Source organism: Streptomyces sp. NPDC048288, from assembly GCF_043201555.1.
Lineage (GTDB): Bacteria > Actinomycetota > Actinomycetes > Streptomycetales > Streptomycetaceae > Streptomyces.
In genome coordinates, this window is sequence record NZ_JBICZD010000015.1 from 79,012 (window position 1) to 103,425 (window position 24,414).

16 protein-coding genes are annotated in these 24,414 nt (G+C 71.7%); 4 read left to right on the forward strand and 12 right to left on the reverse strand.

All coding sequences use genetic code 11. The features are described 5' to 3' along the window. Positions 1-109: 109 nt before the first annotated feature. The 7 genes from ACGFZS_RS41030 to ACGFZS_RS41060 form a co-directional block, all read right to left on the reverse strand. Complete coding sequence (locus tag ACGFZS_RS41030; RefSeq protein WP_393799425.1) at positions 110-748, reverse strand: GPP34 family phosphoprotein; 639 nt, start codon at positions 746-748, stop codon at positions 110-112. Positions 749-862: 114 nt separating this feature from the next. Next, positions 863-1,522, reverse strand: a complete 660-nt coding sequence (locus ACGFZS_RS41035) for a response regulator (RefSeq protein ID WP_393799426.1) — start codon at positions 1,520-1,522, stop codon at positions 863-865. Further along, positions 1,519-2,718: a sensor histidine kinase gene (locus ACGFZS_RS41040; protein WP_393799427.1), complete on the reverse strand. Its 1,200-nt coding sequence runs from the start codon at positions 2,716-2,718 to the stop codon at positions 1,519-1,521. Before ACGFZS_RS41040 ends, ACGFZS_RS41035 begins: the two co-directional genes overlap by 4 nt. A 70-nt stretch (positions 2,719-2,788) precedes the next feature. Beyond that, positions 2,789-3,379 (reverse strand): TetR/AcrR family transcriptional regulator, encoded by a 591-nt coding sequence (locus ACGFZS_RS41045; protein ID WP_393799428.1) that lies wholly within the window; start codon positions 3,377-3,379, stop codon positions 2,789-2,791. A 15-nt stretch (positions 3,380-3,394) separates the two neighbouring features. Further along, entirely contained in the window at positions 3,395-5,410 is a 2,016-nt protein-coding gene (locus ACGFZS_RS41050; protein ID WP_393799554.1) for a discoidin domain-containing protein, read from the reverse strand. A gap of 177 nt (positions 5,411-5,587) precedes the next feature. Next, entirely contained in the window at positions 5,588-6,814 is a 1,227-nt protein-coding gene (locus ACGFZS_RS41055) for an aminotransferase class V-fold PLP-dependent enzyme (RefSeq protein ID WP_393799429.1), read from the reverse strand. Positions 6,815-7,391: 577 nt separating this feature from the next. Next, positions 7,392-8,870: a glutamate--cysteine ligase gene (locus ACGFZS_RS41060; RefSeq protein WP_393799430.1), complete on the reverse strand. Its 1,479-nt coding sequence runs from the start codon at positions 8,868-8,870 to the stop codon at positions 7,392-7,394. Between the two features lie 285 nt (positions 8,871-9,155). Here ACGFZS_RS41060 and ACGFZS_RS41065 point away from each other — a divergent pair, with 285 nt between their 5' ends. Together ACGFZS_RS41065 and ACGFZS_RS41070 are read left to right on the forward strand one after the other, a co-directional pair. Continuing rightward, a complete protein-coding gene (locus ACGFZS_RS41065; protein ID WP_393799555.1) occupies positions 9,156-10,289 on the forward strand; it encodes a S1 family peptidase in 1,134 nt (377 codons plus the stop codon). A 141-nt stretch (positions 10,290-10,430) separates the two neighbouring features. Continuing rightward, positions 10,431-11,345 (forward strand): class I SAM-dependent methyltransferase, encoded by a 915-nt coding sequence (locus ACGFZS_RS41070; protein ID WP_393799431.1) that lies wholly within the window; start codon positions 10,431-10,433, stop codon positions 11,343-11,345. 104 nt (positions 11,346-11,449) lie between these two features. On the opposite strand, the gene ACGFZS_RS41075 is transcribed toward ACGFZS_RS41070, so the two are convergent. The 5 genes from ACGFZS_RS41075 to ACGFZS_RS41095 all read right to left on the reverse strand — a co-directional run bounded on the left by ACGFZS_RS41075 (position 11,450) and on the right by ACGFZS_RS41095 (position 21,726). After that, positions 11,450-11,668, reverse strand: coding sequence for a hypothetical protein (locus tag ACGFZS_RS41075; protein ID WP_393799432.1), 219 nt, complete (start codon positions 11,666-11,668; stop codon positions 11,450-11,452). Between the two features lie 54 nt (positions 11,669-11,722). Further along, positions 11,723-12,049, reverse strand: a complete 327-nt coding sequence (locus ACGFZS_RS41080) for a hypothetical protein (protein ID WP_393799433.1) — start codon at positions 12,047-12,049, stop codon at positions 11,723-11,725. 11 nt (positions 12,050-12,060) lie between these two features. Continuing rightward, a complete protein-coding gene (locus tag ACGFZS_RS41085; RefSeq protein ID WP_393799434.1) occupies positions 12,061-15,648 on the reverse strand; it encodes a DNRLRE domain-containing protein in 3,588 nt (1,195 codons plus the stop codon). Positions 15,649-15,945: 297 nt separating this feature from the next. Continuing rightward, the gene (locus tag ACGFZS_RS41090; RefSeq protein ID WP_393799556.1) at positions 15,946-20,016 is read right to left on the reverse strand and encodes a beta-galactosidase; all 4,071 of its coding nucleotides are present in this window, start codon (positions 20,014-20,016) and stop codon (positions 15,946-15,948) included. Between the two features lie 210 nt (positions 20,017-20,226). Further along, positions 20,227-21,726, reverse strand: a complete 1,500-nt coding sequence (locus ACGFZS_RS41095) for a PucR family transcriptional regulator (RefSeq protein WP_393799435.1) — start codon at positions 21,724-21,726, stop codon at positions 20,227-20,229. A 154-nt stretch (positions 21,727-21,880) separates the two neighbouring features. Between ACGFZS_RS41095 and speB the strand changes: the two genes are divergently transcribed. Both speB and ACGFZS_RS41105 read left to right on the forward strand, forming a co-directional pair. Then, positions 21,881-22,849: an agmatinase gene (gene speB, locus ACGFZS_RS41100; protein ID WP_393799436.1), complete on the forward strand. Its 969-nt coding sequence runs from the start codon at positions 21,881-21,883 to the stop codon at positions 22,847-22,849. Then, the gene (locus ACGFZS_RS41105) at positions 22,846-24,414 is read left to right on the forward strand and encodes a purine-cytosine permease family protein (protein WP_393799437.1); all 1,569 of its coding nucleotides are present in this window, start codon (positions 22,846-22,848) and stop codon (positions 24,412-24,414) included. Before speB ends, ACGFZS_RS41105 begins: the two co-directional genes overlap by 4 nt.

The following is a 24,414-nucleotide window of genomic DNA, read 5'->3' on the forward strand; positions in this document are numbered from 1 at the left end:
GCCAGGCCGCCGCCATGGGTACGGCGGTCGGGGCGCAGCCGAAGCCGGTCGAGGCACGGCCGCCCCAGGTGGTCGGGGCACGGTGCATGCGGGTCGTCTCGCCCTCCGGTCAGCTGCCGCCGATGCCGCCCTGAGCGGCGATCATGGTCGTCGGCAGTGCGCGTACGGCTTTCTCCAGGCCGGGCGCGAGCGCGGCCAGACGTCCCGTGCAGGCGTCGATACGGGTCCGGTAGGCCTTCTGGTCCGGTCGGGACACGACCGAGCGGACGCGGCCCGCCGCCGCCAGGGCCAGCAGTGCGGCGTCGGTGGCGGGAATCTCGCCGACGGGCCCGTCCCCGCGCAGGGCCGTGGAGACCCGGGCGCGGAGGGCGGCGGCGACCGCTGGATCCGTCAGGGTGAGCCGTCGGGCGCCGAAACGGGTGCGGGGTGCCCGCACGGTGAGGACTCCGGCCGTGGCGAGCCGGTCCTCCACCTCCGTCCGGGTCCGTCGGCGGTGGCGGCGCATGAGCCCCTTCCAGCCGTGCCCGGCGGCCGCGTCGCGCAGCACGCCGTCCAGGACGGGGTCACCGGTCGGTGCCGTGCCGGAGACGGTGACCGTGCCGCCGTCCTCCCCGAGCCGGCCGCGCGACGCGAGGTCGACGAGGGCGGCGGCGCGCAGGAGCAGTTCGGTCCGGGAACGGTCGTAGGGGCCGCCGGCCACGTCGTCGTGGGCGAGCAGGTACATGAGGCAGGCGAGGTCGTCGATCACCCTTCGACGCTAGGGCCGGCCGCCCCGGGCGCGGATCGGCCGCGGGGACGGACCGGGACTGGGAACGTGGGAGGACCGCGGCCCGGCCTCCTCCTTGAGGAGGAGACGGTGTGCTCAGGGGCGGCGCGGGTGCACGAGGCCGTGGTCGTAGGCGGCGACGACGGCCTGGACGCGGTCGCGCAGCCCCAGTTTGCGCAGCACGGCGGTGACATGGTTCTTGACGGTGGCCTCCGACAGGCGCAGCCGCTCGGCGATCTCCGCGTTCGACAGTGCCTGGCCGATCAGGGTGAGCACCTCGCGTTCACGGCCGGACAGGTCCCGCAGGGACGGCGGCGGCGCCGGGTCGGGCGTGGTGCGCAGGAACCGGTCGAGGACGCGGCTCAGCACAGCCGGTGCCAGCAGCGCGTCGCCGCGCGCGGTGAGACGGATCGCCTCGACGAGTTCGCCGGGGCGGATGTCCTTGAGCAGGAAGCCGCTCGCCCCGGCCCGCAGAGCGGCGACCACGTGCGCGTCCACGTCCCAGGTGGTCAGCACGAGCACCCGGGACCGGCTGCCGCTCCCCGCGATCCGCCGGGTCGCCTCGATGCCGTCCACGACGGGCATGCGGACGTCCATCAGCACCACGTCGGGGTCCAGTTCCCCGGTCAGCCGTACCGCCTCCTGGCCGTCGGCGGCCTCGCCGACCACCTCCAGGTCGTCCCGGGCGTCGATGATCATGCGGAATCCGGTGCGGACCAGGGCCTGGTCGTCCGCCACCACCACGCGCAGCGTCATGACACGCGCTCCACGGGCAGTCGCGCCGCCACCTCGAACCCGCCTCCGGGCAGCGGGCCGGCCCGCAGGCTGCCGCCGACGAGCCGCGCGCGCTCCCGCATCCCCACCAGGCCGCGTCCCGCTCCCGGAGAGGCCGGGCCGCTCTGCCGGGTCCGCCCGTTGTCGACCACCGTGACCTCCACGCACTCCCCTTCCACTGCCACCCGCACCCGCACCTCGTCGGCGCCGTCGGCGTGGCGCAGCGTGTTGGTGAGGGCCTCCTGGACGATCCGGTACGCCGCGAGGTCCACCGCGGCGGGCAGCCCCTCGGCGGCACCCTCGCGGTGCACGCGCACGGTCATCCCGGTCGCGCGCACCCGGTCGGCCAGCTCGTCGAGCCGCGCGAGCGAGGGCCCCGGCCGGCGGTCGCTTTCACTGTCACCGCCGCCAGGTACGGTCTCCGCCTCCCCCTCCCCCTCCGCCTCGGGCCGGAACGCCCGCAGCAGCAGGCGCAGTTCGCCGAGGGCCGAGCGGGCGCCGGTCTCGATGGCGCGCAGTGCCTCGCGGGCCTGTTCGGGCCGCTGGGCGAACACGTCGTCGGCTGCGGCCGCCTGGACGACCATCACCGAGAGGGTGTGTGCGACGACGTCATGGACCTCGCGGGCGATCCGCGCCCGCTCCTCCACCACCGCCCGGCGCGTCTCCGCCCTGCGCCGCGCCTGCTGCGCCCCGCGCCACTGCCCGGCGGTCCACGCCAGGAGCACCGTCAGCAGATAGACCGCGAGCCCGGCGGATCCGCCCGCGTGGAACCCCAGGGGCGCCGGCAGGCACATCGCGGCGAGCGCGCGTACCGAGGCCCGCCGTGGTCTGGTGGCGGACAGCACGCACAGGGTGACCTGTGCGGCGAGCAGTGCCCCGGTCAGGCTCACCGCGGGCAGCAGCGCCCACACCGCGAGGCCCGTCAGCGCGTTCACGGCCAGGACCAGGACGGGGGCGCGGGTCTGCCACCGCAGGGCGCAGGCCTGGACGAGGACCAGGGCGACGGCCACGGGAAGTCGGCGGCCGTGCCCGGTGCCCGCGACGAGCACCGAGGTGCCGAGGACGGCGAGCACCAGACCGGCCGACCCGCACCACAGCGCCCGGGCCGACCGGGCCGACAGCTCGCCCCGCGCTTCCCCGGCACGCGCCTCGCCTGGCTGTCTGTTCCAGCGGTCCACGCCCCGACCCTACCCAGCGGCGTCGGCCGGGCCGCTCAGCGAACCACCGGCGCGGTGCGCCGAGCGTCTCTCAGGCCACCAGGCCCGCGATGTGGGCGGTGACCGTGTCGAGGATGTCGTTCCAGGCCGACTCGTCGCCGAGGACGAGGTAGTTGAGGGTGAGGCCGTCGGTCACGGCGGCGAGGTAGCGGGCCAGTACGAAGACGGGGACGCGGAGTTCGAGGTCGCGGCTGCTGCGCAGCCGCTCGATCAGCTCGGTGTAGGCGGCGCCGTACAGCTCGTACTGCCGGCGGGCCAGGTGCTCGCAGCCCGGCTCGCGCAGGGCGTACTGGGTCAGTTCGTAGGTGAGCATGTGCTCTTCGGGGCGGTCGCGGACGTGGTCCCAGTAGGCCTCGAAGCCGGCCCGGACGGTCTCCTCCAGCGTGGTCCTGGGCCGCAGTGCCTCGCGTACGACGGTCACCGAGTGGTCGGTGAGGGTGGTGATGACGGACTCGATCAGGGCCTGCTTGGAGTCGAAGCAGTAGTGGAAGACGCTCAGTGACACGCCCGCCTCGGCGGCGATGGCCCGGGTCGTCGCCTTGGCGACACCGTCCCGGGCCATCGTCCTGATGGCCGCTTCCGTCAGCTGTTCGCGCCGCTGTGCCGACGGCATGCGTGCCATGCGTGAACCCCCGCCTCAGGCGCTGTGGACCCCGACCTCGTAGAGCGAGTATCCCCAGTCGGTGCCTCGGTCGAGTCCGTGGACCCGGACGTAGCGGGCCGGGGTTCCGGTGAACCGGGCCGTGTCCAGGCCGCCGTCGCCGCTCGTGGTGGACCAGGCGGTCTGCCAGGTGGTGCCGTCGGTGGAGAGTTCTATGCGGTACGACTTGCCGTACGCGCGCTCCCAGTCCAGCGTCACCCGGGAGACCAGGTGGGTGGAGCCGAGGTCGACCTGCCACCACTGGTCGTCGCTCCAGTCGCTGGCCCAGCGGGTGGAGTCGTCGCCGTCGACGGCGCGGCCCGGCTGGTAGCTGGTGAACGGGTTCGACTCGGACGAACTGGCCGTCGCCGGCTGCCCCTTGGCGAGGTTGACCGAGGCCTGGTGCTGTTCGGTGGCGCCCCAGGTGTCCAGGTAGGACTCGGCGCCCCGGAACAGGTCGTTCACCACGGTCTGGCCGCCGACCTGCCGGATGTCCTCGATCCAGTCGGGGATCATCCCGGCGTGGGCCGCGCCGTCGGTGTTGATGTCGAAGGTGCGTTCGCCGGAGGTCTGCTTGTCGATGACGGAGCCGCCGTCGACGCTCGTGAAGGGGTACGTCACCTTGTTCGCTGCGTCCGCTCCGCGCGGGGCGGGGTGGTCGCCGATGCCGTTGAAGTCGGTGCCGTAGCCGTAGCCCACGTTGTACTTGTCGCGCAGCGCCTTGGTGCGGGCGGCTTCCGCGACGAAGCCCTCGGAGCCGTGCATGTACTGGGCGACGAAGCCGCCGAGGGCGTAGACCCGCTCGGTCCAGTTCAGGTCCATCCAGCTGTGCGAGGAGATCACGCCGGGGTAGGACGCGGACTCCAGTATGTCGAGGGCCTGGCCGACGGCCTTGACGCCCATGTGGTCGATCTCCAGCATCATCTTGCGCTTCATCATGCCCCGCACGGCGTACTCGCCGAGTTCGGTGAGACCGCGCTTGTTGCACTGGGCGTCCGAGTCGTAGGCGGGGACGTCCACGCCCGCCGGCAGGTCGGACTCGGCTTCCGAGGAGGCGCTGCCGATGGGGTTGTCGTGCTGCGCGCCGGTGCACTTCTCGGTCTGCCAGAAGGTGCCGGTGGAGAGGAACTGGCCGACGTTGATGGCCGTTCCGAGGCCGCCGGAGTCGAAGCGGACGCCGCACAGCGCGTTGTCGAACTTGTGGCAGAGGAACATGGAGCGGACGCCGAGCGCGTAGAGCTCGTCGAGGCCCTTGTCGATGTCCTCCTTGCTGCACTGCGGGATGTCGAGGATCTGCTTGCAGCCGAAGGGTTCGGAGGTCTCGACCCCGAGGACGACGGCGAGTTTGCCCTCCTCGATGACCTGCCGGGCCTGTGCGCTGTCGGTGACGATCCGGAACCAGCCCTTGCCGGTGCCGCCGTACATCGTGTCGATGTAGGCCTGCAGCGCGTAGGTCATCTTCGCCTGCAGCCGGATCGAGGTCATCTCGTCACAACTGCGGTCCTTGAAGGGGTAGATGGAGCAGATCATGCCGTTGGTGACGAGGTCGTTGACAAGCACGCGCTGTCCGCCGCGCCAGGCCCGCTCCACCCAGGCGTAGTAGTCGGCCTGGTGGGTCATCGAGTCGTACGCGGGCCAGTCCTTGAAGGTGGGCCAGCCGACCGGGTCGTGCTTGCCGTCGCCGCCGTGGGTGATGTAGTCGAAGAGGGCGAGGGTGCCGTCCGGGTAGTGCTCGGGGCAGTCCTTGAGGGCGTCGGCGACACCGGCCTCGGAGAAGACCTTGCCGCAGATCAGCCGGCCGCCGAAGGCCTCGTTGCCGAACAGGTGGTTGTGCGCGTCGACGAACCCCTGTACTTCGCCCGCGGAGTTGGTGCCGGTGAACGGCTCGCCGGTGACGTTGATCTGGACGTCCGGGACGGGTCGGGCGGTCGGGTCCCACCAGTTGCTGCCGGCCGCCGAACTCGGCGTGGGCCCGAGGGCCATGGTCAGTACCAGGAGCAGCAGCGACAGCATGGTGACCTGCCTGCGTCTGCGGTACGAGCGTCGAGTCGGCGTCACGGCCCACGTCCCTCGGTCGGCGGGGGCGCGGTTGACGAAACCATGGCGTTGTCATGAACCGCGCAATACCTGGGACGAGGATCGGGCCGCGCGCCCATCGAGTCAAGTGTCCGGGACGCTTGACCTGATGACTCAACTCCTCGATTCCCGGGCCCAGTCGGCGAGTACCGGGACACACCGCTCAGCGAAGTGCTCGTAGTCGGCCGGGGTGTTGTAGACGTGGGCGGACACGCGCAGGTAGCCGATCCCGTCGAAGCTGGTGAAGGCGGCCTCGACGGCGAGTTCGCGGGCCACCCGGTCGCGCAGCGCGTCGGCCTCGATCCGGCTGCGCCCGAGACCGTCGGGCAGCCGCACCAGGCGCATGCCGGGGACCGGCATCCCGACCTCGGCCCGGCTGTCCGCGCCCGTGAGGCGGGTGAAGGCGGCCCCGATGACCTGGGCCGCGTGGTCCGCGAGCCGGTCCATGTGGCGGCGGGCGGCGGACCAGCCCCAGGCACGCTCGACGAAGGCCAGGGAGGTCGGGGCGGCCAGGTAGGAGGTGGCGTCGAGGGTGCCCTGGTGGTCGAAGCGGTCGGGGTAGGGCTCCCCGGCGCCCCAGGAGTCGATCAGCGGGTGGAGCAGGTCCCGCAGCGGCCCGCGGGCGACCAGGGCCGCGGTGCCGCGCGGAGCGCAGCCCCATTTGTGGAGGTTGCCGGTCCAGAAGTCGTACGGGGCGTCGGCGAGCGGCGCGGCGAGCAGACCCGGCGCGTGCGCGCCGTCGACGAGCATCGGTACGCCCCGGCGGCGCGCTTCCGCGCCGATCCGCTCGACCGGCAGCCGGCGGGCGGTCGCCGAGGTGATCTGGTCGATCACGACCAGGTCGGTGGCCGCGCCGATCTCGGCGACGACGGCCTCGTACGCCTCGTTCTCGTCCGCGCCGAGCGGCACCCGCGCCGTACGCACCCGGCCGCCCCAGCGGCGGGCCAGCCGCTCGGCTCCCATGGTGACGGCCCCGTAGCCGTGGTCGGTGACGACGATCTCCCCGCCCGCGCGGCGTTCGAGCGCGTTGTAGACCACGCTGGCCCCGGCGCTGGCGTTCGGCACCAGGGCGAGGTCGGCGGCGTCGACACGCAGGAAGCCGGCGAGGTCCGCCCGGGTGGCGGCCAGCCGCCCCGGCAGTTCCGGGAACCACACCACCGGCGCGCGCTCCATCTCGGCGCGCAGTTCCGCCTGCCGCTCCTGGGCCACCAGCGGGACGGCGCCGAACGATCCGTGGTTCAGGTGCAGCAGGGCCGGGTCCAGCGACCATGCCTCGGCGGCGGGCCTGCCGTCGGGCAGCAGCAGGGGGTGCGGCGCGACGGCCACCTCGGTCTCACTCACGCGGGCAGGCCTCCGGGAACAGATGTGATCACCCGGCATCCTGACACGGCGGTGACCCGCGCCCGGGCGGCGGGGCGGCCTCGCGGCCGGGCCGCACGACGCGGAGCCGCCCGGCGCAGAACCACCCGGCGCGGAGCCACCCGGCGCAGAACCGCACGGCGCAGAACCGCACGGCGCAGAACCACCTGAAGCAGGACCACCCGACGCAGAACCACCCGACGCAGAACCACCCGGCACGGAGCCTCACGACGCAGAACCCCCGGCGCAGATTCGCCCGGCGCGGAGCCTCACGACGCGGAGCCGCACGGCGCGGAGCCGCACGGCGCGGAGCCGCACGGCGCGGAGCCGCACGGCGCAGATTCGCCCGGCGCGGAGCCGCACGGCGCAGATTCGCCCGGCGCGGAGCCGCACGGCGCGAAGCCGCACGGCGCGTCCTTCGCCCGAGGCGGCGGCCTTCCCACGGCGGCCCGGAACGGTAGCCGTTCGCCGGGTGGTCTCCCGTCGGGCGGTCCTTCCCGTCGCGGTGCCCTCCAGTCCGGCTCCCTGTCCGTGGCGGCGCTTGTTCGCGGCGCAGTGCTCAGTCCACGGGCCAGGTGTGCGCGGCCGCGTTGAGGTGCATGTAGTCCATGTATGTGGTGGTCATCCGGCGCAGCGCCTCCCGGCGGTCGTGGATGCCGGCGTTCTCCAGGTGGTGGACCGTCTCCGCCTGCCACAGGGCGCCGTTGCGGCCGTCGACACAGCGGCGCTCGATGATGCCCAGCATGGGCTCGCGCCAGGAGGCGTCCAGGCCGGCCAGTTCCAGGCCCCGGTGGGCGAGCGGCAGCAGCCGTCTCAAAACCAGCTCCGTGACGGGTACTTCGCCGGTGCCGGGCCAGTACAGGCGGGCGTCGATGCCGTCGCGGGCGGCCGTGTGGAGGTTCTCCTCGGCGACCGCGAAGGACATCCGCGACCACACCGGGCGGTCCTCGTCCACGAGGGCGCGGGTCAGGCCGTAGTAGAGCGCCGCGTTGGCGATGATGTCGGCCACGGTGGGGCCGGCGGGCAAGACCCGGTTCTCGATGCGCAGGTGCGGTCCGCTGTCGGTGACGGCGTAGACGGGGCGGTTCCAGCGGTAGATCGTGCCGTTCTGCAGGGTGAGTTCGCCCAGCTGGGGCACCCCGCCGGCGTCGAGGGTGCGCCGCGGGTCCTCGTCGTCGCACAGGGGCAGGAGCGCCGGGTAGTAGCGCACGTTCTCCTCGAACAGGTCGAAGACGCTGGTGATCCACCGTTCGCCGAACCACACCCGCGGTCGTACCCCCTGGGCCTTGATCTCCTCGGGGCGGGTGTCGGTGGCCTGTTCGAACAGGGGGATACGGGTCTCCCGCCACAGTTCCCTGCCGAAGAGGTAGGGCGAGTTGGCGGCGAGGGCGATCTGGACGCCGGCGACGGCCTGGGCCGCGTTCCAGTAGTCCGCGAACTCCTTGGGGGCGACCTGGAGATGGAACTGGGTGCTGGTGCAGGCGGCCTCGGGGGTGATCGCGTCCGCGTACATGGAGAGGCGGTCCACGCCCTCCAGCCTGATCCGCAGGTCCTCGCCGCGGGCCGCGAAGATCTGCTCGTTCAGCAGGCGGTAGCGCGGATCGCCGGACAGGGACGTCTCGCCGACGTCCGACTCCCCCAGCGTCGGCAGGATCCCGATCATGATGAGGTGGGCGCCCACGGTCGCGGCGCGGTCCTCGGCGTGGTTGAGCGCGTCGCGGATCGTCTGTTCCCAGGCGCCGGGGCCGCCGGACGTCAGCTGCCGGGGCGGGATGTCGATCTCCAGGTTGAAGCGGCCCAGCTCGCTGGACCAGGCGGGGTCGGCGATCGCCCGCAGCACCTCGGTGTTGCGCATCGCCGGGAGCCCGTCGTCGTCCACCAGGTTGAGCTCGATCTCCATGCCGACCTGGGGGCGCTCGCTCTCGAAGCCCGATCCGCGCAGCATCTGCGCCAGTGCGTCGAGACAGCCGTGCATCTTCTCGCGGTACCGGCGCCGGTCCTCCCGTGTGAACACCCGGGCCGGCACATCACGTCCCATCGGGCCCTCCCGAGTCCCCTCGGCGGATGCCTTTCGTCCCAGCGTCGCACCTCACCGGTGTCCCCGACACTCGTCGTCGCCCCGCTCACGCGGCGCACCCGGCGGAGGGGCGGAGAGTGACCGGCGGCGCACGTCCCATCAAGAGGTCAAGGATTGGCATGGACCTGTCCATGATCAGCGGCTAAGCTCGGCCGCGTACGCCTGAGAGCGCTCTCACCGGTCTGCCGTTCCACCCCCACATCACTGGAACAACGAAGGGGCACTCCCTTGAGACGCACCACAGCCATGCGCTCCGCCCTGTCCGCGCTCCTGCTCCTCGCCACCTGGGCGACCGCGAGCACCCTGCCCGCCTCCGCCGCCGACACCCCCGCCCGGACCGCGGCCGAACCCGCCGCCCCCGCCCTCGTCTCCGCCATGCAGCGCGATCTGGGCCTGACCAGGACCCAGGCCGAGGCCCGGCTCGCCGCGGAGCGGACGGCGACCACCGTGGAACGCGCGGCGAAGCGGGCCGCCGGAGCGGCCTACGCCGGCTCCTGGTTCGACGCCGGGAGCGGCACCCTGACCGTCGCCGTCACCCGTGGCGCGGACACCGGCGCCGTGCGCGCGACCGGCGCGACCGTACGCCTCGTCGAGCACAGCGCGCGGCAGCTCGACGCGGCGAAGGCACACATCGACGACCTGCCCGCCCCCAAGGCCGTCGCGAGCTGGTACGTCGACCCCGCGGCCAACGCGGTCGTCGTGAACGTCGTCGACGGACACCGCGCTGACAACGATGTCCGCTCCTTCCTCGCGCGGGCCCGCTCGGCCGGGCCCGTCCAGGTGCGGCGGACCGCGTACGCGCCGAGCACCCTCGCCGCCGGCACCGTGGGCGGCGATCCCTACTACACCGGCAACGTCCGCTGTTCCATCGGCTTCTCGGTGTACGGCGGCTTCGTCTCCGCCGGCCACTGCGGCCAGCCCGGCGCCGCGGTCTACGGCTGGGACGGCTCGTACGTCGGCACCTTCCAGGGCTCCTCGTTCCCGGACAACGACTACTCCTGGGTGAGCGTCGGCAGCGGCTGGTGGACCGTACCGGTGGTGCTCGGCTGGGGCACGGTCTCCGACCAGCTGGTGCGCGGTTCCGCCGAGGCCCCCGTCGGTGCGTCCATCTGCCGTTCGGGCTCCACCACGCACTGGCACTGCGGCACCGTCCTGGCCAAGAACGAGACGGTCAACTACAGCCAGGGCACGGTCTACCAGCTCACCAAGACCAGCGTGTGCGCCGAACCCGGTGACTCCGGCGGCTCCTTCATCAGCGGCGACCAGGCGCAGGGCGTCACCTCCGGCGGCTGGGGCAACTGCTCCTCCGGCGGCGAGACCTGGTACCAGCCGGTCAACGAGATCCTCAGCCGCTACGGCCTGACGCTCCACACGGCCTGATCCCGGGCCGGGTGCACGACGCGAGCCCGCCCTGGACGACACGGCCGCTCCCCCCGGCCCGCCGTCCCTGTCGGTTCGCGTCGTGCACCGCCGCCGCTTCGCACGGCGCCCGGCCGGCGGCGTGGTGTTGAATGCGGGTTCATGAGCGAAAACGGACGTGCGGCGAGCCGGACGGCGGTACTGGTCTGCCAGGGGCGGGCGGTGGCGGACGGCACGATCGCCACCGGACGGTTCGTGGATCCGCTGGCGGTACGGCTGCTGCGCGCCGCCGAGCGGGTGCCCGTGGACGAGGTCCGGGCCGGCACGGTGCCGCAGGGCTGGCAGGCGCGGGTCGCGTACGAGAGCGTGCGGGCGTGCGCCGAGGTGGTCGTGCCGAGGTCGGTCGCGATCGACGACGCGTTGCGCGCCCGTCCGACCGGCCAGCTCGTGATTCTCGGCGCCGGTCTGGACACCCGCGCGTGGCGGCTGCCCGAGCTTTCCGGGACGGATGTGTGGGAGGTCGACCATCCGGCCTCCCAGCAGGACAAACGCGACCGCCTCGCGGACGCCGCGCCCCTGGCGCGCGATCCCGGGGAGGACGGTCCGGGTACCGCCGGACCGGCAGCCGTCGCCCGTTCCGTACGGTTCACTCCGGTCGACTTCGCCGTCGATGATCTCGGCGCGGCGCTGGACGCGGCCGGGCACGACCCGTCGGCCCCGACCGTCTGGCTGTGGGAGGGCGTCGTGCCGTACCTCACCCGCGACGAGGTGCGCACCACGGTGGCCGCCCTCGCCGCCCGGACCGCCCCGGGCAGCGCACTCGTCGTCAACTACCAGGCCCCGTCGGCGAGGGCGACCGTCGGCCGCCGTCTCGCCCACGTGCTCGGCAGCTCCGTGACCTCGGGCGAGCCGTGGCGCTCGCTGTGGCGGCCCGGGCAGCTGGCGCACCTGCTCACGGAGTACGGCCTGCGGGTGGTGTCGGACGACGATCTCCTCACGCTCGCGGCCGCTCTGAGCAGCCCGGCGGACCGGCGGTCGTCCCTGCGGTCCGGTCGGGTGGCCGTGGCGGAGAGCTGATCCGGTGCGCGTCCGCGATCGCCGCAAGCCCGGCTCCCGAGGTGGTCGGCCGCCGGGGTTCGACGGGACCGACCACCACGAGCGTCATGCGCCCGAGCGCGGCATCACTCGGTGTACAGCAGCCACGCGTTGGGCAGCGAGACCATGAAGGCCGTCAGGTACCGAAGAGCGACGAGAGTCCATTCCGTTCCCCTCCAGACCGCCTGGCGTCTCGTCACCATCCAGAAGGTGAGCGGTATCGAGCCCAGCACCCCGCCGATGCCCCACAGCACCAGGGGATATACCTGTTCCGGGTAGGCGAGGCACAGGTAGATCCACCACATCGCGCACCCTGCGGAGAAAACCCCTTCGATGAGCACCAGCGTTCTGTGACCGCCTCACAGGGAGAACAGCAGCGTCGTGAACTGCGGGATCAGGAACCCCAACGGAAACACCACGAGCACCGGCACCCGCAGAACGACCACCGCCCAGCCGATGCCTCGCAGAACGCGGCCACCTAGGCTGAAGAGCACCGCGCTGAGACCCACCGACACCGCCACGCCCATTGCGACACGCAGCAGCACCGCCCGGGTCCCCAGAGGGGTGTACGGGTCCGTCCAGGCCCAGACACCGGCCACGAGAACCAGGACGAGCGCCACCGCCGCCTCGGACAGGACGAGTCTCCCGTACCGGGAGGCCGGGCCGGGTTCCGTCGTTGCTGTCACGGACTCTTGGGTCATGAGTACCACTCCGGATAGACCTTGTAGATCCAGATCTTCATGTCGGGCACGAGCTTCTTCTGGGTGGTGAGAGGACGGTAGGCGAAGTTGCGGTTGTGCTGCGCAACGAAGATCTTGCCGTTCGCGTCGATCTTCGAGATGACGGAGGAGTGTTCCACACCGTCCTTCGCGGACGGGTCCCAGTCGTAGAAGATGACGTCGCCGACCTGGGCGCTGCTGGTGGAGTGCGACGTCCAGTACGCCCAGTGGTACACGAAATTCTTCAGGGCCGCGGCGTTGATCCAGGTCTTGGACTGGTTGTAGTCGTAGATCTTGCCCTTGTACCGCCACCAGTAGTCGAGGTCTCCCTCGTTCAGGTAGGCGTAGGAGTCGTACTTCTTCTTCATCCCGCCGCCGAGGTGCAGCGCCCGGGAGACGAAGTTGGTGCAGTCCTGGGAGTACATGGCCGCTTGGTGGGCGTGGGCGACGGCCCAGCTGGCGATTCCGCCGTACGACATGGAGACGCTGGCCTGCTGGGCGTCGTAGGAGACGCTGGTGACCGTGTTGTTGATGTTGACGCTGTCGCCGTCGAAAGCGGAGGCGTCGTCGGTGTCGTCCAGGGTGCCGGTGTCGACGCTCTCGCCGAAGTCGGCGAGCGCCTCGGCGCCCTCGCTGACGGTCGCCTCGTCGGCGTCGGCCGTGGTGTGGCCGGTGAGGACGGGGGCGGTGCCGGCGGTGAAGGTGTAGACGTCGGTGGACACCCCGGCGTCGTCGGTGGCGTCGGGGGTCGAGCCGTCGACGCCGGACACATAGGTGGCGGTGGTGGTGGCGGTGGCCCTGAGGTCGACCGTGGAGCCGGTGGTCCCGGGCATGGCGAGGACGTCGGTGAGGGTGCTGGCGGGTTCCTCGGCGTCCATGTCGTCGCCGGTCACCCCGGCCCGCTCGGTCAGGGGCGTGGCCTGCTCGGCGTCGAGGACGTCGGAGAAGGCGTCGCCGCTGTCGCTGGCTTCGGCAGCGGTCGCGGCGCCGGCCTGGTCGCCGTTGAGCAGCGCGTTCTGTGCGGCGAGGTACTCGGCGAGGACCGTGGTGTACGCGGCCGTGCCGCCCGTGACCGCGACCGGGGTGACCGACGCGGAGGTGGCCGCGGTGCCGGTGCCGTAGTCGTTGGCCGGGGTCACGGTGAAGGTGTACGCCGAGCCGTTGGCAAGGCCGGTCAGGACCGCGGACGTGCCGGTGGTCGTCGTGGTCGCGGCGGTCGTGGTGCCGAGCTTCGCGACGACGGTGTAGGTGACCTCGTCGTCCTCGTCCCCGGTGAACCGGGACGGGGCCCAGGTGACCAGGGCACCCTTCTCCCCGGCGCGGGCGGTCAGTTCGGTCACCGCGGTGGGGGCGGTGCCGGTGGTGTCGTCGTCGGGGGTGGTGGTGTCCGCCGCGGCGACGTCCACGGTGAAGGACTTGAGCGAGCTGTACGAGGAGCAGACGGTGCCGACGCAGGCACGCGCCTTCCACTTGTACGTCGCCTTGTCCGTCAGCAGTCCGTCCGGGACCTGGAACGCGGCGCGCTCACCAGAGGCGACGGTGGCGGTCCCGAGGGGGCTCGTGCCGACGACCGCACCGGTGCTGTCGTAGAGCAGGTACTGCGTGGCGATGTCGTCCTGTCCGAGCGCGGTGGCGACGGCAGTCAGCAGCGGGGTGCTGGTCTCGACGGCCCCGGTCTGCAGGTCGCCGGGCACCTCCGGGATGTCGAGGGCACCGGTGTCGACGGTGAACGTCTGCCAAGACGTCCAGGCCGTGGAGTAGTCGGTGCCGTCGTAGGCGCGGGCGCGGATGCGCAGATGGGTGCCGTCAGGGAGCGGGCTGGTGGACGGGACGGTCAGTGCGGTCGCCTTGCCCGAGCTGACGTACGCACTGGACTGCGTCAGCGTATAGCTGGTGTCGGCGTAGTCGGGGTCGGGTTCGATCGCGTACTGCACCCGGACCTTGGCACCGGAGTCGACGTCGCTGACCTTCGCGGAGAACACCGGGGTCAGCGAGGTGACGACCTTCTCGCTGCCGCTGGTGGTGCTGGGCGCGAGGGTGAGCGAACCGGGTGTCTTCGGGTACGAGTTGTACGTCACCGTCAGATGCGGCTCGGTGGAGCCGTCACCGGAGACGTAGTTGGCGGAGCGGAAGCGGCGCCAGGTGTAGGAGTCGGTCTCGTCGAGGCCGCGGATCATCAGCCCGTAGTTGGCGGTGCCGTTCGCCCACGCCTGGACGATGTCGTCGATGTCGAAGTTCATGGTGCCGGCGGGGCAGGCGCTGCTGTACCCCTTGGCCGCGGTGTTGATCACCTGGCCGGTGGTGGTGCCGGCCGGCTTGGTGGACCAGGTGATGTCCGACGACGACCAGGACTCGGTGATCCGGCGCACCGCGGTGCCGGTGCCCCCGGTGCAGGAGGAGGACCAGTAGGAGTACAGGGCCAGGTTGGTGTCGGTGATGTGGGTGCCCACGAAGTCCGAGACGTCGAACTTCAGGTAGGAACGGGCCACGGTGTCGCCGCCGTTGTAGGTGCCCGACTTCAGCTCGGTGGAGGAGATCTGCGAGTCGGTGTAGTTGGTGGCGACCCAGGTGTCGGTGGTGACCGCGAGGGTGGAGGTCGGGTCGACCGTGACCGGGTAGGTCAGGTCCTGCGCGAAGTAGTCGGCGTCCCGGTGCAGTACGAGGGTCTGGGTGCCGTCCGCGGCGGTCTCGATGTCGGTGTCCACGGACGCGAGGTGCCGGGACTCGCCGGAGACGGCGTCCTTCGAGGAGTCCCACATCATCGGTGCGGGGGCCTCGGCCACCAGGTCGCCGGCGGTGTTCCTCAGCAGCAGATGGCCGGAGTCCGCCTCGGAGAGGGTGAGTCCCTTGAGGGTGACGGGGATGCGGTAGGTGAGGTCGCCGTCGGGGGCCTCGTCCAGGACAACGTTCTGGGAGAAACCTTCCTTCAGGGCGGTGACGGTGAGCGTCTGCCCCTCACCGAGGTCATAGGCGGCGGTGTCGCCGGTCACCTTCGGCGTGGGCAGGGTGTCCTCCCAGCCCAGGGCGAGCGAGGCGGAGCCCTCCGTGACCGAGGCCAGCCGCTTGTCGCCGCCGTCCGAGACGGTGATGTCGGCGGCGGCCGCCTCGGGCTCCAACGCGGGTCCCTCGTCGGACAGTTCGGTGTCGATGTCCTGCCAGGAGCCGTTCTCGTCCTTGACCCGTACGGGCCCGGCGTACGACTCGGTCGTCAGGGTGCCGTCCGGGTTGACGTAGGTGGTGGAGGTCTCGGTGCGCTGCGAGGCCAGCTCGACCCGCTCACCGCTCAGCTTCGCCTGCCGGCGGGCGAGTTCGTCCTCGGACAGGAAGGACAGTGCCTTGGCGGCCGCCTGGCCGCTGGTGTCGTCCAGTGTGGTGACGGGGACACTGGCGGGTTTCCCACCACCCGCGGTGCCGCTCCACTGCTGCTGCCCGGCGGTCGCGGTGCTCATGACGAGCCCGGCGAGCAGCAGCGCCGAGGCGGCGGCCAGCGCGCCGCGTCCGTATCCGCGTCCGTATCCGCGTCTGAGGCCCGGCGCGCCGGGCACGGCTCTGTCTCTCTTCTTCACATTCCCACCCTCAAGTGCGGCGATGACAGCGAGAGTTCGACTGTCGTGGGCGGGAAGGTAGCCGCCGCACTTGTGTGACCAGGCAGAACGCGGGCGCGGGCGGCGGGGCCGCTGTCCAGCAGGTGTGGATCACCGAAGCGGAAGCACTCGTGCCGCTATGGGCCGGCTGTACGCGTATCGGGCGGTGTCCACATTTCCTCCCCGGGGAACGCGCATCCGCGTCCCCCGGGGTCGTCGCCGGACGGCTCCTGGAATTTGATCAAGCTGTGACCTGCGCCGATCGACCGCGGAACCGGCCTAACCGCACGTCAGCGTCGGTGTCCCCCAGTCGCCGTGGTCGTTGCCGTTGCCGTCGCCCGCGTCGCCGACCCTGAGGTCGATCACCTGGGCGCCGCTGATGTCGACGTCGATCGGTGCGGCCGCCTGTTTGCCGTGGATCGTGGGTGTGGTGACGAGGGTTTTTCCGTCGGCGATGACGGAGAAGGTCACCGTGCCCGCGCCGTTGGTCTCGTCGTCGATGCCGACGTCCGCCGTCAGGCGGGAGCAGGTTCCGGCGAGGTAGAGCTGGACGTCGCTGACCGAGTTGGTGCCCAGGCCCTTGGTGTGGGTCACGCCGGCGATGCTGATCGTCCGGCCGTCCCCGGCCGCCTGTTCGCCGACGCTGCTGTCGCGCTCCACCGGTCCCCAGCCGTTGGTGGCGGACAGGAACGGCAGGTCGCTCACCGCGCTCTTGCCGGAAGGGGGAGCCGGTGGGATGCCGCCGACGATGCGCTCGTCGGCACCGGTCGCCTGCCGTCCGTGCTGTACGTAGTGCGCCGTGGCGGTGAGGGCGGAGGCGGACGGCAGGGTGCCGGTCGGGGGGACGACGTTCCAGGTGAAGGTGGCCGATCCGCCGGACCGTACCCGGTCGACCGAGGCGGGGCCGGTGGCGGTGACGCTCCAGCCGTCGGGGGCGGCGAGGGTAGCCGTGAGCTGGGAGGCGGAGGACGCGTTCTCGGGCACCCGGACGGTGGTGCGGGCCGTGAAGGCCTGGGCCGGCTGGGCGGTGTCGGGCACGTCCAGGGTGACATCGGCGCCGGGACGCTTCGGCATCGCGTAGGTGTGGGCGTCGTAGCGGGGGCTGTCGTTCTGGGCGACGCGCAGGGAGGACGCGTAGCTGCCGTAGTCGGTGAGCGCGACCTTGCCGAGGCCGCCGGTGCTGCCGTCCAGGTTCCAGACGGCGATGGCGATGCTGTTGTGGCCGTTCGGGTTCAGGATCCCGTTGGGGATCGGGAAGGTGTGCTGCGGGCCGAGGTAGTTGACGTAGTTGCCGAGCTGCCAGCCGTTGACGAAGATCGTGGCGCGGTACTCGCGCGACGCGTCGTCGGTGAACGTCAGTCCGACCGAGGTGTCCTGACCGCGCGGCAGGTCCAGGTCGGCGTCGGTGCGGTACCAGGAGACGCCGGGCCGGGTGTCGGTCGTCGGCAGGGTCACCCTGTTCCACTTGGCGTCCGGGTAGCCCGGCAGGGACCAGCCCGCCCGTTCGCCGTACAGGCCGCCCGTCGACAGCGGGCCGCGCACGGTGTCCTGGAGGTCCTCGCCGCCGCGCACGCCCTGTAGCCGCCAGGTGACGGAGGTCAGCGGGGCGCCGACGAGGGAGGCGCTGGTCAGGCCGCGGGCGGTCTTGTTGCCGTTGGTGGAGTTGTAGTCCTCCTCGTGCCCCATGTTCACGGTGAGCACGGAGAGGATGTTGTCGCCCGCGGACCTCAGCGCGCCGGCCGGGAAGGTGAAGTCGCCGCTGCCGGTGGTGGAGCTGCCGAGGAAGGTGCCGTTGAGCCAGACGGAGAAGGCCTGGGCGTCGCCGCCGGAGTCCGAGACCAGGTGGATGCCGGTCTCCTTGCCGGTGGCGCGGAACCGGCCGCGGTACCAGGTGTTGCCGGTGTGGAAGCCGTAGTCGTCGGCGTAGAGCACCGGCAGCGAGTTGGCGCCGGAGACGCTGTTGGTGGTCGACCTGTCGGCCACCTGCCAGCTGGTGTCGTCGAAGCCGGGGGCCGCTTCGGGGGATTCCTCGGCGTGCTTCCAGTTCGTCAGCGCCGGGAGGTGCACCGCGGCGGCGACCGGGATCGCCCCGGTGAGGCTCGCGGTGCCGGTGGTCCGGGTGCGCACGGTCCGGCCGTTCCAGGTGACGCGGGCGGCGGAGGTGAACACCTCGATGTTCTGGTCGTCGGCGTTGTCGCCGGTGAGCGCCACGGTGCGGCCGCCGTCCAGGCTGGTCGCGGTGCGCAGCAGGTGGGTGCCGCGGACGAGGACCGGGCCGTTCGCGGTGTCCTGGCGCCAGAAGGTCTTCGCCGTGTCCTTGTCCGCGACGAGCAGGAGCAGCGGGCGCTTGCCGCCTCCGCTGATGCTGATCCGGGTCAGGCCCTGGTGCGTGTAGTTCAGCCGCAGGTCACCGGTGGCCGGGTCCCAGGTGGTGGCGGCGGTGCCGTCGCTGGTGGTCACGGTGGGCTCGGAGGAGTAGCGCAGGACCGTCTCGCCATCGCTGCCCGCGTCGCCGTAGAGCACGGCCACGTCCCGGTCGCCGATGGTCGCGCTGGTCATGATCTCGGAGGTGGAGTACTGCAACTGCGCTTCGCCGAGCCGGTAGTTCGCCACGATCACGTGCGAGTCGCGGCCGTCGAGGGTGATCGCGGTGCCGGGCTGCTGGGGGACGACCGGGTAGGTCGGTGTCGCGGTGTCGGCGGTGGGCACGTCGATGGCGTCGACGGCCACGTAGTTGTCCGTGGACGCCGAGCTGTGGCTGCCGCTGACCACGATCTTCAGCGTGTGCGCGCCGGGAGTCAGGCCGGTCTTCTGGAAGAGCACCGCCTGGTTCTCGGAGCCGGAGTCGTCGACGGTCGCCTCCTTGGTGCCGTCGAGGTAGACGTCGGCGTAGCCGTGGTTGTTGGTCTTCGAGCCGATCCAGCGGATCGCGGTGCCGTCGAAGGGGACGGTGAGCGAGTCGCCGGCCTGCTTGGAGAAGGACTCGGTGTGCTGGTAGTCGCCGCCGGTGTAGCTGGTGTTGGCGACATGCGACCACGAACCGCTGTACTGGAGGGCGGAGTCGGGGTCGTCCCAGGTGTAGGTGGTGTCCGTGACGGGCTGGGCGTTGAAGTCCAGGGAGATGTGGGTCTTGTCGACGGCCGTGGAGGTGGAGTTCCCGTGCCGCAGGACGTGGAACTGCGTCTTGGTGTCGGGGTTCATCCGGGCGGTGTCGACGACGGCGGAGTCGTCCGGCGGGGTGGCCCTGATCGCCTCGGTCTTGGTCAGCGGGGCGACTGCCTGGGTGAAGTACCCGATCAGCTTGTCCTCGTCGTACTTCGGGTCGAGCTGCCGGTTCTCGCGGATCGCGGCCCCGTAGTCGTACGACGTGTAGTTCTCCGGCATGCCCAGCCAGCCCCAGTTGGTGCCGCCGTAGGTCATGTAGAAGCTCTGCGCGGTGGCGCCGACGGCGATGTTCTGCTTGTAGAACACGTTGGCGAACTGGTCGTTGATGAGCTGGGCGCACTTGTCGTAGCCCGGTCCGCCCCAGGGGTCGAAGGCGCCGCCCTGGAACTCCGGTGAGTACAGGGGCTTTCCGGCGGGGTGGTCGTAGCTGATGTCGGGGACACCGTTCCACTTCGAGGGGTTGGAGCAGTTGAACCCCTGCGGGTAGGAGTCCGGGCCGTCGACGTCCAGGGCGCCGGTGCCGGAGTTGAAGGTGCCGTTGTTGTTGCCGGTCAGCGGGACCGTGATGCCGTCGGCGCGGGCCTTGTCCTCCAGGTGCTGCATGTAGGAGCGGCCGGCGGCGGAGCCGTTGTAGTACTCGTTCTCGACCTGGTAGGCGATCACCGACCCGGTGCCGTTGGTGAGTTGGTGGCGGGCGATGATCCGGTCGATCTGCGTCAGCCACTCGTCGGCGTACTTCAGGAACCGCGGGTCGTCGCTGCGGTTGTTCCCGGCCTTGGTGGTCAGCCAGCCGGGCAGGCCGCCGCTGTCGACCTCGGCGTTGATGTACGGCGCCGGGCGGGCGATGACGTAGAGCCCGGCCTCCTCGGCCATGTCGAGCAGCTTGTCGACGTCCCGCACCCCGGTGAAGTCGTACACCCCGGGCTTCGGCGAGTGGTAGCCCCAGTCGAAGTACAGGGAAGTGGAGTTGAAGCCGGCGGCCTTCATCTTCTGGAAGATGTCGCGCCACAGGTCCTGGCTCGGGAGCCGGAAGTAGTGGAACTCGCCGGACCACAGGTAGGTGCGTCGGCCGTCGACGAGGAACGAGTAGCCGTCGAGGTTCACCGTGTGCGGCTGCGGGTCGGCGGCGGGCGCGGCGGCCGGTGGCTGCCCGCCGGTGTCCCGTGCCGCGGCGGGCGCGGTCATGCCCACGGCCAGGGCGATGGTCGCGGTGGTCGCGAGGACCGCCCTCCACCACCGGCCACGGCCGGGTCTCGCGACCTCTGAACGGATCCGACTGCTCCCCACCGCGGCCTCCATCCGCCTGAGCAATCAGGATCGAACAGACTCAGGCAAAGCCGAACAGTAGAGCCACACGAGTTCCCACACAATGGGGCGGGAGGACACCTCTCAGGCCTAAGGGCCTTCCGCCGCCACCCCCAGCTCGGTCGCCGCGCGTACGGCGAACCAGACCTCGGTGAAGGCGGCGGTCGTCGCCAGGTCGCGGCCGGTCACCTCGCCGAAGCGGCGCAGCCGGTAGGAGAGGGTGTTGGGGTGGATGTGGAGGGCCGCGGCGGCGTCCTCGGTGCGGCGGTCGCGCTCCATCCAGGTGCGGACGGAGACCAGCAGCTGGGAGCCGTGCGCCTCGTCGTAGCGCAGGGCCTCGCCGAGCACCTGCTCGACGAGTGCGGCCAGCAGCCGGCGGTCCTCGGGCAGCCAGCGTCCGGTGGCGTCCTCGCCGTAGTGGACGAGCGGCTTGCCCGCCTCCTCGGCGCGCCCGGCCGCCCACTCCGCCTCCTGCCGGGCGACCCGCAGGGGCTCGCCGACGGTGAAGGGCCGGCTCACCCCGCACACCGCGCCGGGCAGGTCGGCCAGGGCCTCGGTGAAGCCGGGCTCGGCCAGGACCAGCCGGTCGTCGCCGCGGCGCAGGGTGAGGTGGGGGTGGTCGGAGAGGGCCACGCCCAGGTGCTCGTCCGGGGCGCGCCGGACCACCGCGAGGACGACGGGCCGCCGCGCGTCGAGGCCGTGGTGGGCCAGCCGGCGCTGGGCGCCGGCCGGGTCGAGGGTGTCCTGCAGCATCTCGGCGAGGGTCTCCGCCCCCTCCCGACGGAGCACCTCGCGCTCCTGGCGGACCATCGCCAGCCGCAGCGCGGCGACGGTGGCCAGGTGCTGGACGACGGCCAGTCCGGCCGGGCGGGCGCCGGACTGCTCCAGCGCGACCAGGTAGCCGGCCGCGCCGCCCGGGCCGAGGACGGGGAGCACGAAGCCGCCGGGCACGGTCGGCGGGGCGTCCGGGTCCGCGGGGAGCACGGAGAGGTCCTCTGGGGCGGCGACGCCGGGCAGCAGCGGGCGTCCCTGGGTGGTGCAGAGGAAGATCCGGTAGCCGCTGAGCTGCTCCAGGCGGGCGAAGAGCGCGGGGATGTCCAGGTTCTCCTCGGCCATCCAGCGCAGCGCGCCGAAGACCTGGAGCTGGGCGCCGAGCCGCTCGGCGGACTTCTCGCTGACGGCGGCGGCCACCTCCTGGGCGATGGTGACGAAGGGGACCGCGAGCGGTACCTCCAGCACCGGGAAGCCGCGTTCCTCGGCCGCGGCGAGGAACGCCTGGCGCAGCGGCGGGGTCCGCAGCTGGGTGCTGAGCACCAGGCCAGCGACGCCCGCGTCGTCGAGCCGCTCCAGGTAGCGCCGCTGGCCCTCGCCGGTGCGGGGCACGGCGAGGCCGACGGTCATGATCACCTCCGAGCCGTGCAGCCAGGGGGTGGGGTCCTCCAGCTCGCTGACGTGCGCCCAGGAGACCGTACGGCCCAGGCCGCCCCTGCCCGCGAGCAGGCGCATCTGCAGCGCCGGGAAGGACAGCAGATCGCGGACGGTGAGGGCGGAACGGGCCGGTCCCGCTCCATCGGTTTTGTGGTCGGACACAAGTCCACTGTAGTTCTTCGTGTCGTCAACAATTGACCGGATGGGCAGCCGCTTCGCACACTGAGGCATCCCCCGCTACCGGAATTGTTCACTCCGAGTACGGGATCCGTTCTTTCCCGGCGGTGCGCTTCCGGGCTCGACAGGAAGGTGCCCGATGACGACCGAGCCCCGTGGACCCGTGGATTCCTCCCGTGTCCCCCGCTACGCGGGACCGGCGACCTTCGCCCGGCTGCCGCGGCTGGACGAGGTGGCGCGGGCGGACATCGCCGTCGTCGGCGTCCCCTTCGACACCGGTGTCTCCTACCGGCCCGGCGCCCGGTTCGCCCCGGCGGCGGTGCGCGAGGCGTCCCGGCTGCTGCGCCCGTACCACCCGGGGCTCGACGTGTCGCCGTTCGCGGCGGTGCAGGTCGCCGACGCCGGTGACATCCCGGTGAACCCGTTCGACATCAACGAGGCGATCGAGACCGTCGAGGAGGAGGCGGGCCGGCTCCAGTCCGAGGGCACGAAGCTGGTCACCATCGGCGGCGACCACACCATCGCGCTGCCGCTGCTGCGCGCCGTGTCCAAGCGGCACGGCCCGGTCGCCGTCCTCCACTTCGACGCGCACCTCGACACCTGGGACACCTACTTCGGTGCCGAGTACACCCACGGCACCCCGTTCCGCCGCGCCGTGGAGGAGGGCATCGTCGACACCGAGGCGCTCAGCCACGTCGGCACCCGCGGCCCCCTGTACGGCAAGCGGGACCTGGAGGAGGACCGTCGCCTCGGCTTCGGCATCGTCACCTCCTCCGACGTACTGCGCCGGGGCGTCGACGAGACCGTGGACGCGCTGCGGCAGCGCATCGGCGACCGTCCGCTGTATGTCTCCGTCGACATCGACGTCCTCGACCCCGCACACGCCCCCGGCACCGGTACCCCGGAAGCCGGCGGCATGACCTCGCGTGAGCTGCTGGAGATCCTGCGCGGCCTGGCCGGTCTCAACCTGGTCGGCGGTGACATCGTCGAGGTGGCACCCGCCTACGACCACGCCGACATCACCTCGTTCGCCGCGTCCCACGTGGCCTACGACCTGATCAGCCTGTTGACCCTGGACTCCGCCGTCCCCCGCGAGGAGCAGAGATGACCACCAGCCCCCAAGGGGAGCAGCACGACGCCCCGGCGCTGACCGAGATCGAGACCTACGGCGTCGAGCGCATCCCCGACGCCGACCGCACCGCCCGGCCGCTGGACCTGTTCCGGGTGGCCTTCGGCGGCGCGAACACCTTCGCCACCTGTGTCCTGGGCGCCTTCCCGATCCTGTTCGGGCTGTCCTTCTGGCAGGGCCTGGCGGCCACCGGCCTCGGCCTGGCCGTCGGCGCGCTGATCCTCGCGCCGCTGGCCGTGTTCGGGCCGCTGAACGGCACCAACAACTCGGTGTCCTCCTCCGCCCACCTCGGCGTGCACGGCCGGGTCGTCGGTTCCTTCCTCTCCCTGCTGACGGCGGTCGCCTTCTTCTCCATCTCCGTGTGGTCCTCCGGCGACGCCCTCGTGGGCGGCGCGCACCGGATGTTCCACCTGCCGACCAACGACGGTGTGTACGCGCTCGCGTACGGACTGTTCGCGGCGCTGGTGCTGACGGTGTGCATCTACGGCTTCCGGTTCATGCTCTTCGTGAACAAGATCGCGGTCGCCGCGGCCTCGCTGCTCTTCGTCCTCGGTCTGTTCGCGTTCGGCGGCGACTTCGACGCCGGCTACCAGGGCAGCTTCCACTCGCTGAGCACGCCCGGTTTCTGGCCGGCGTTCATCGGCTCCGCGCTGATCGTGCTCTCCAACCCGGTCTCGTTCGGTGCCTTCCTCGGTGACTGGGCCCGCTACATCCCCGCCGACACCCCGCGCCGCCGGGTCATGGGCGCGGCCTTCCTCTCCCAGATCGCGACGATCCTGCCGTTCTTCTTCGGCCTGGCGACCGCCTCGATCATCGCCGCGAAGGCGGGGAAGTTCCTCGACCCGAGCGCCCCGGACTACGTCGGCGGCCTGCTCGCCGTCTCGCCGTCCTGGTACTTCCTGCCGGTCTGTCTGCTCGCGCTGATCGGCGGCATGTCCACCGGCACCACCTCGCTGTACGGCACCGGCCTGGACTTCGCCAGCGTCTTCCCCCGGTTCAGCCGGGTGCAGGCGACCGTGTTCATCGGTGTCCTGTCGATCTCCTTCATCTTCGTCGGCCGGTTCGCCGCCAACCTGACCCAGTCCATCTCCACCTTCGCGACGCTGATCATCGTCTGCACCGCGCCGTGGATGGTCATCATGACCCTGGGCTTCCTCACCCGTCGCGGCTGGTACGACCCCGACTCGCTGCAGGTCTTCAACCGCCGTCAGCGGGGCGGCCGTTACTGGTTCACGCACGGCTGGAACTGGCGCGGTATGGCCGCCTGGCTGGCCTCCGCCCTGCTCGCGGTCCAGTTCGTGAACCTGCCCGGCCAGTTCGTCGGTTCCCTGGGCGACCTCGCGGGCGGGGTGGACATCTCCCTGCCGGTCGGGCTCGGCCTGGCCGCGATCAGCTACCTCGCGCTGCTCTGGCTGTTCCCCGAGCCGCGTGCCGTCTTCGGTCCCGAGGGCCCGCGGCTGGTGCGGGCCGTCGACACCCCGGTGCCGCCGATCACCTCCGCCGACGGGTCGACCGTCGGCGTCCCCGAGCCGGCCGAGGTATGA

What these genes read in the sequence shown, in the direction of transcription:
- ACGFZS_RS41105 (WP_393799437.1), top strand. Translation starts at nt 22,846, where the DNA reads ATGACCACCAGCCCCCAAGGGGAGCAGCACGACGCCCCGGCGCTGACC.
- speB (WP_393799436.1), top strand. Translation starts at nt 21,881, where the DNA reads ATGACGACCGAGCCCCGTGGACCCGTGGATTCCTCCCGTGTCCCCCGC.
- ACGFZS_RS41070 (WP_393799431.1), top strand. Translation starts at nt 10,431, where the DNA reads ATGAGCGAAAACGGACGTGCGGCGAGCCGGACGGCGGTACTGGTCTGC.
- ACGFZS_RS41065 (WP_393799555.1), top strand. Translation starts at nt 9,156, where the DNA reads ATGCGCTCCGCCCTGTCCGCGCTCCTGCTCCTCGCCACCTGGGCGACC.
- ACGFZS_RS41045 (WP_393799428.1), bottom strand. Translation starts at nt 3,379, where the DNA reads ATGGCACGCATGCCGTCGGCACAGCGGCGCGAACAGCTGACGGAAGCG.
- ACGFZS_RS41050 (WP_393799554.1), bottom strand. Translation starts at nt 5,410, where the DNA reads ATGCTGTCGCTGCTGCTCCTGGTACTGACCATGGCCCTCGGGCCCACG.
- ACGFZS_RS41090 (WP_393799556.1), bottom strand. Translation starts at nt 20,016, where the DNA reads ATGACCGCGCCCGCCGCGGCACGGGACACCGGCGGGCAGCCACCGGCC.
- ACGFZS_RS41060 (WP_393799430.1), bottom strand. Translation starts at nt 8,870, where the DNA reads ATGGGACGTGATGTGCCGGCCCGGGTGTTCACACGGGAGGACCGGCGC.
- ACGFZS_RS41035 (WP_393799426.1), bottom strand. Translation starts at nt 1,522, where the DNA reads ATGACGCTGCGCGTGGTGGTGGCGGACGACCAGGCCCTGGTCCGCACC.
- ACGFZS_RS41075 (WP_393799432.1), bottom strand. Translation starts at nt 11,668, where the DNA reads ATGTGGTGGATCTACCTGTGCCTCGCCTACCCGGAACAGGTATATCCC.